Below are 6,783 nucleotides of genomic sequence, written 5' to 3'. Positions count from 1 at the left end.
ATTTGACTACTATTCCCTTGAAATTGTGAAAAATAACAGTTTACGGATTTTTTTATTGTATTCAATTTAAATGGTGATTGAGCCTAGTTGTTTGCTGGTATTAAGCATTTCAAGGTCCATTTGATAGGCTCTCGATGCAGAAATAATATTCGCCATTTCTTCCACGTAATTGATATTGGGTGAATAAACAAAGCCATCTTTATCAGCCAGTGGGTGATTAGGTTGATACTGTTTGACAGGCTCTGCCTGACTTTCATAAATTTGCGGGACTGCGACTCCTGCCCGAACTTCATTATTCATCCATTGCTGACTCTCTTCCTGTATTTCTTGGAACACTGGGTATTGTGCCCGGTAAGTATCGTCTGGACTACCCGTTACAACATTGGCGTTGCTCATATTACTAGCGCTACTTGCCAGGCGTGTAGTTTCGGCAACCAACGCTGAACCAGCAATGTCAAAAACGTTATTCAATGACATGATGATTATTCTCCTCTCAACGCCGTTATCATTGACTTAATCTTATTATCCAGGAAAGTTAAACTTGCCTGGTAAGAGATCGCATTTCGAGCAAATTCAGTAATCTCCAAATCCTTATCAACCGTGTTACCGTCTAATGACACATGACTAGGTGTACGATATTTAAGTTGACCTGCAAAACTTGCCTGCCCATCGATATGGTTTGGATTATCCACAACCATTTGTTGAGCAGAGGATGACATGGACTGGGCTAAAACATCATTAAAATCAATATCTCTAGCTTTATAATTAGGTGTACTCACATTTGCCAAGTTATGAGCAAGTTGCGATGAACGCTGATCGCGAAGCACTAATGCCTTCGCATGTATGCCGAGGTAACTATCCAGATCAAATGCCATTCCTTTACTCCTGTAACCATGTAGTAGCATGCCAAGCAAATGCTGTGCCAATTCATTAGAATCTTCGCGAACTCGCTGCAGAGGAGAATTGCTTCGTCGATACGGTACTCGTATCCTCCTGTAGCTTTCTCCAGTTCTACGCTTGTACCTCTCCCTGTAGCCAGTCCAGTTCCAATGAAGTCTATTCTTTTCATTCTCCGACTCTCACAAACCATAATAAGGTTTCATGAAATTTTCCCGCAATGATTGTCATTAACACGATTTAAGAGTAAGTTGCTTATGTTATTAACCGAGTAACTTAATAACTCAATGAATAGGGAAACTCTTGATAATCGTGCCAGGAATGCCTGATTAAATCAGAGGTAATCAAATGAAAGATAAGTCTGCAGAGCTACCAGAAAATGCCATTGAATTAATTAAATCTTATCTTTTGCAATTGCAAACCAACATCTGTAACTCCTTAACTGAACTCGACGGCCAAGGACAATTTCACGAGGACTCGTGGACGAGACCGCAAGGTGGTGGCGGTTTAACGCGTGTCTTTAATGAAGGAAAAGTGTTTGCCAAAGCAGGAGTCAATTTTTCCCACGTCTCTGGTGAGCAACTTCCCCCGTCTGCCAGCAGCCACCGTCCAGAACTTGCAGGCTGCAATTTCAGTGCTCTTGGAGTATCGCTTGTTATTCATCCTGATAATCCCTATGTGCCAACTTCACATGCAAATGTACGTTTTTTTGTTGCTGAAAAAGAAAATACCCCCCCTATTTGGTGGTTTGGTGGCGGATTCGATCTGACCCCCTATTACGGTTTTCGCGAAGATTGCCAACATTGGCACCGAACAGCCCTTGCTGCCTGCCAACCGTTTGGCAGTGATCTTTATCAGCGCTTTAAATCATGGTGTGACCAATATTTCTATCTTAAACATCGCCAAGAGGCGCGCGGTATTGGAGGATTATTTTTTGATGATTTCAATGAGGGCGGTTTTTCTCATAGTTTTGGCTTGATGCAAAGTATAGGCAATCATTTTATTAAAGCTTACGAACCAATCGTCAAGAAGCGCATGGATCTGCCTTACGGCCCACGGGAAAAAGCTTTCCAACTATATAGACGCGGGCGTTATGTTGAATTTAACCTAATCTATGATCGCGGTACCTTGTTTGGCTTACAATCAGGGGGACGAGCTGAATCAATTTTAATGTCACTGCCTCCAGAAGTGCATTGGAAATATGACTGGCATCCACAAGAAAACACGGCAGAGGCGAGCCTGTACAGTGATTTTCTACCCGCTCAAGACTGGTTGGAAAAATAGAATAACAGAACGAATTGGAATCAAATGGTTAACCTTCAACTATTGGCTATTACCAGGCATGAAGGTTAACTACTTAATTGAGCATTTACTTCAGAGAACTTTATTGAATAATTTTTGCGCGATAAAAACTGTCCTTTAGCAAAAACTCGCCAATCAATAGCACATTGGTCGCCTTCCAAGTCAATAACAAAATAACTATTCAAACCATCTTTACTCCGTGTGCACAACAAGGTTCCGGCATGCAAAATCACACAAGGTTTCATGTTATCTTTTCTGATTAAACCCACATGCGCATAGTGAAGATGTCCTGTGCATACTATATCAATATCACTACCGCGCAAAAAAGAGAGAAACTCCATTTCATTTTCCAAAGGTTTGTGTAACCCTTCAATATGATCAAAATTATGGTGAAAAAATAAGATATTAACGGCTTTTTTCTCTAGTCTGAAATATTGCTTTATTTTCTTGATTACTTTTGATGATAATTGGCCATCTTTAATTTGATATGGATCAACACTATTAATGCCCAAAATTGTAAGGGAATCTGTAGAAAGTTGAGCATTAAAATGCTTGGCAATGTATTTTTTATACCCTTTAAATGGATAAAATATTCTCCCAAGCAAATTGTATAAAGGAATATCATGATTACCCGGTACAACGAGGACTTCACCTGGCAAACACCGTAAAAAAGATTGCAATAACTCAAATTGATATGCCTTGGCCCGTTGGGTCAAATCACCTGAAATTATTATGACTGCAGGTTTTAATAAAGCCAATTCAGCTAAAAAAGCTTCTTTAATATGATCTTGATGCATTCCAAAATGCAAATCAGAAATGTGGATTATTCTCATTATTTATTCGTCAACAGTTGAAGAGACTTAGGAATAATTTTATAAATCAAGGGGCAATCAGTCACTACAGCATCTCCATCCAAAGAAATAGAGATTCTTTCTTTATTCTTCACTTCTACTTTAATTGGAGTCGCAGATTTCATTATTTCAAAATTATTGTTCTTTCCCAAAACGTGTTGAATCATTTTTTCCAGACTGAACTTGCCATACTTCAAAAAATAAATACCAAGAAGCTCTTGTTGGAAATTACTACGTTCTATTTTGGTAGGAAATTGATAAGTGTAAAGATTATTACTAACCATAAAAAAAGAAGTATCCAGTGATAAATCCAAATTTTCATTTTTTATCGCAATCTGAAACGTTCCATGATGGCGGAAAGTCTGAATGATGCTCGGTATATAACTCAACCACTTATGATAAAATTTTGCATAATAATCTCTTCTTCGAGCAAATTGAGGATAAATACCAAGCGATGAATTATTAACAAATACCAACCCATTCACTTCAGCCAGATCAATTTTTATAGTGTGAGGTTTTTTAATAGCATCTAATATACTATTTATATCTGCAGGTAACGATAACTCCTTTACAAAATGATTCATTGTCCCAAGAGGAAGTACACCAAGAATTGTGGAGGTATTAACACAATATTGGGCAGCACTGCGAATTGTTCCATCTCCACCACCCACTAATAAAATCTTAAATTTTTTTATACAATCTTGAATAGTACTTACCAAATCTTCGGGTTCAACGACAAAGTAATAATAATTAATTTGGTTATCATCGAATGCAGCAAGATAATTAGTTATTTGTGGGGCATTTTTAGCTTTTTTATTTACAATAAGAGCGATAGAACTATTCATAAGCATCCCTTAAACAAATGAAATAGTAAAATATAACTGGAACTATTTAACACTTTGCTGGCTTGGACAATTGCGAGTCTTATTCCAGCATCACCGTGCAGCAAAGAAAATCAAGCTCATAAATAACAAGATAGTATAGATAAACAGCCCTGTTTTAATTTTTAAAATAGTTACGCAATAGTAACCACAATCCTATCGCTACTATAGCATTTAAAATAGCGAGTATAAGAAAAATAACTGTTATACCTAATTGTAAGTACAGTAAAAACATCACCAAAAGCGAACCGAGTACCATAAATAAGGCATTAAAGATATTATTACTCGCGATTACACGGGCTCGCATGTCATCTTCACTGGCTACCTGCAGGAAAGTATACAAAGGAACAATAAATAAACCACCACAAAAGGAAAAAAGGAAAAAATCAATAGTAACGCGTATGTTATTTATTTGAGTAAAAAATACAGAGAGTTCTTGCAAAGGTAACGTAGAAGTGACTTTAGGCGACGCAAAATACAAGTCGATAGCAAATGCAGATAATAGCAGCATGGCCAAAGGTACATATTTTAAGGTAATTTTTCCTCCCAGAAAATACCCAATTGCAATAGATCCAAATGCAATACCAATCGAAAATAGCGCTAAAAAAACTGCAAAAACAGTTGTATCAGCATTTAAAACATAATGCATATAATCCGGTAATTTGGTGAGAACAACTGCACCGAGCAACCAAAACCATGAGATAGTAAAAATCGTTGGCAGGACCTTTTTATTTAGCATGGTTTCTTTCAACATTAATCTAGTTGCATGCCAAACACGCCAATCTACTTTCAACGTTTCTATTTTGGGTGGTGTATTTGGAATAAGCAGACTGGAAAGCAAACCAAGAATTGCTATTATATTGGTTAGTACTATTGCGTAACTTATATGGGCATCCGTACTTCCAATAACCAAGGCACCAAAAGTAGTTCCTAACAAAATGGCTAAAAAGGTGCTTGACTCGATTAACGCGGTTGCATTAAGTAATAACGGGCGAGGCAAAAGATCGGGCAAAATGGCATATTTTAGCGGTCCAAAAAAACTTGAATGGATACCCATTCCTGTTAAAACGATCATCATCAGAAAAACAGTTTGATAGTACAAGGCAAAGGCACCAACAATCATGAGTAGAACCTCAAATGATTTTACCCATCGAGCCATTCTAGCTTTATCGTATTTATCTGCCAGCTGCCCCGCAGTAGCAGAAAACAGAAAAAATGGCAGAATAAATAGGGCTCCAGCCCAAGCCTGGTAATGCTCTGATTGAGTTGGAGTGGTACTTAAATGGTAACTTATCAAAGTTAATATAGATAATTTATAAGCATTATCGTTGAAAGCACCAAAAAACTGGGTCAAAAAAAAGGGTAAGAATACTTTCTTTTTTAATAAATAAGATATTTGATCAGGCATTCACTACTCCATCATTTTTCTGCCCGCAAAGGTAATAAGAAAGCCTATTGAAGTCAAATACTCTTACTAGTAGTTATTTAACTAAAGCTCATTATCGTGAATGTCGCAATCTTTAGGGATCAACGGGCAACCCTAAGCATTCCTGGTTACACCAGAGGCAAATTAACCTCATTTTTCACACTAAACAGGTGAAGCTTGAAATAAATTTCACCCTGCGAAGCATAATGAACATACAAGTCAATTTGTTTCTCATTGAAAACCCCTTGCGCCTCTAATGCCTCTAAATGTTTATCAGAACAACGCCAGTAAAGTTTATACTCTTCAGCGTAGAGATTTGGAGTTGCAAAAATGATTATTAGAGCAGCAATACAAGACTTTTATTTTCAATCCCTTGTTTGATAGCTTGGAAGCTTCTATCTAGTTTGCCATAGCACGTTTGCTTAACGAGGCAATAATTTTTTCAAGACTATGCTGATACGGCTCTGTTTGCTCGATAATAGCTTTGGTGCGTTCTTCGCAATAATCTTTTACTTCCCTATCGGGTAAAATATAAAAGGTTTTATTTTCTACTTCCCGTACAATGTGTTCAGCCACATCTTCAGCAGGTCGGCTGCGAGCCACTAAATCAGCCACCATATGGTGTAACTTATCCGCATGCAAAGGAGCGGAATTAGCGAGTAACTGAGTATTGGCAAAAGATGGGCAAATCACTGATACATCAACGGGTTTATCCAAACGTTTAAGATCAAAATACAACGACTCGGAAAGCGCAACTACGGCATGTTTAGACATTGCATAAGCAGCCATTTGTGAACCGCTACATAATCCATAAAAACTCGCCATATTTATCACATGGGCACGATGAGTTTGTTTAAACATTAAGGGCAAGAAAGCTTGAATGCCATGAATTATACCATGCAAATTGATATCCATAACTTTACGAATGTGTTCATTTGTTAATTCCCATATCGGGGCTAAATGACCACTTACGCCAGCATTGTTGAATAACCAATCTATACGGTTAAAATGCTCATAACTTTGTTTTGCCAAATGCCGGAGACTTTCGGGCTTTGTTACATCACAAACAACGCCCAAAACATCAACCTTTGCCTGCGCACTTAATTGTTCAACTCGATCACAAAGTGCGGTAACAGCATTATCAGCCATAACCACATGAATCCCGCGCTGGATACAAACCCGAGCTAACGCAAGGCCAATACCACTGGCAGCCCCTGTAATGACTGCAACTCGCTGCACCGATTCCATTCCACGACTCCTACGGTTTGTTATTGCTATAGAGGTTGTTCACGCTTTGGTTATTCATTATTAAATTCACCTGAGTTGCAGTGCAGCCGTATCTTGCAGCCAAACAATTCATACTTGAGTTAAAGACGATAACGAGCTGAACCTCGTATCTTGATTTCAAATAAACCAGAATGGGCGA

General features: G+C 38.1%; 7 protein-coding genes. 1 reads left to right on the top strand and 6 read right to left on the bottom strand.

Annotated elements, in window-relative coordinates; all coding sequences use genetic code 11:
- Window positions 1–66 precede the first annotated feature (66 nt).
- Window positions 67–477 carry a flagellar basal body rod protein FlgC gene (gene flgC / locus Lfee_RS01065; protein WP_058443427.1) on the bottom strand — a complete coding sequence of 137 codons (411 nt, stop codon included), beginning with the start codon at window positions 475–477 and terminating at the stop codon, window positions 67–69.
- A gap of 5 nt (window positions 478–482) precedes the next feature.
- Window positions 483–875: a flagellar basal body rod protein FlgB gene (gene flgB / locus Lfee_RS01060; protein ID WP_058443426.1), complete on the bottom strand. Its 393-nt coding sequence runs from the start codon at window positions 873–875 to the stop codon at window positions 483–485.
- Window positions 876–1,245: 370 nt separating this feature from the next.
- On the opposite strand from flgB, the gene hemF reads away from it, so the two are divergent.
- Window positions 1,246–2,181 (top strand): oxygen-dependent coproporphyrinogen oxidase, encoded by a 936-nt coding sequence (gene hemF, locus Lfee_RS01055; protein ID WP_058443425.1) that lies wholly within the window; start codon window positions 1,246–1,248, stop codon window positions 2,179–2,181.
- Window positions 2,182–2,246: 65 nt separating this feature from the next.
- Here the strand turns inward: hemF and Lfee_RS01050 are convergent, their stop codons facing one another.
- From Lfee_RS01050 to Lfee_RS01035, 4 genes are all read right to left on the bottom strand, one after another.
- Window positions 2,247–3,032, bottom strand: coding sequence for a metallophosphoesterase family protein (locus tag Lfee_RS01050; protein ID WP_058443424.1), 786 nt, complete (start codon window positions 3,030–3,032; stop codon window positions 2,247–2,249).
- Entirely contained in the window at window positions 3,032–3,895 is an 864-nt protein-coding gene (locus Lfee_RS01045) for a diacylglycerol/lipid kinase family protein (protein ID WP_058443423.1), read from the bottom strand. The genes Lfee_RS01050 and Lfee_RS01045 overlap by 1 nt, the downstream gene beginning before the upstream one ends.
- 154 nt (window positions 3,896–4,049) lie before the next feature.
- Window positions 4,050–5,339, bottom strand: coding sequence for an MFS transporter (locus Lfee_RS01040; protein WP_058443422.1), 1,290 nt, complete (start codon window positions 5,337–5,339; stop codon window positions 4,050–4,052).
- Window positions 5,340–5,756: 417 nt separating this feature from the next.
- Window positions 5,757–6,605, bottom strand: coding sequence for an SDR family NAD(P)-dependent oxidoreductase (locus tag Lfee_RS01035; RefSeq protein ID WP_058443421.1), 849 nt, complete (start codon window positions 6,603–6,605; stop codon window positions 5,757–5,759).
- Between the last annotated feature and the right edge of the window lie 178 nt (window positions 6,606–6,783).

Origin of the sequence: Legionella feeleii (assembly GCF_001467625.1) — a bacterium.
Classification (GTDB): Bacteria; Pseudomonadota; Gammaproteobacteria; order Legionellales; family Legionellaceae; genus Tatlockia; species Tatlockia feeleii.
This window is presented reverse-complemented; position numbering and strand designations above follow the sequence as displayed.

Excerpts from the sequence above, each read along its gene's own strand:
- flgC (WP_058443427.1), bottom strand. The coding sequence starts at position 477 with ATGTCATTGAATAACGTTTTTGACATTGCTGGTTCAGCGTTGGTTGCC.
- Lfee_RS01040 (WP_058443422.1), bottom strand. The coding sequence starts at position 5,339 with ATGCCTGATCAAATATCTTATTTATTAAAAAAGAAAGTATTCTTACCC.
- Lfee_RS01045 (WP_058443423.1), bottom strand. The coding sequence starts at position 3,895 with ATGAATAGTTCTATCGCTCTTATTGTAAATAAAAAAGCTAAAAATGCC.
- hemF (WP_058443425.1), top strand. The coding sequence starts at position 1,246 with ATGAAAGATAAGTCTGCAGAGCTACCAGAAAATGCCATTGAATTAATT.
- flgB (WP_058443426.1), bottom strand. The coding sequence starts at position 875 with ATGGCATTTGATCTGGATAGTTACCTCGGCATACATGCGAAGGCATTA.
- Lfee_RS01050 (WP_058443424.1), bottom strand. The coding sequence starts at position 3,032 with ATGAGAATAATCCACATTTCTGATTTGCATTTTGGAATGCATCAAGAT.
- Lfee_RS01035 (WP_058443421.1), bottom strand. The coding sequence starts at position 6,605 with ATGGAATCGGTGCAGCGAGTTGCAGTCATTACAGGGGCTGCCAGTGGT.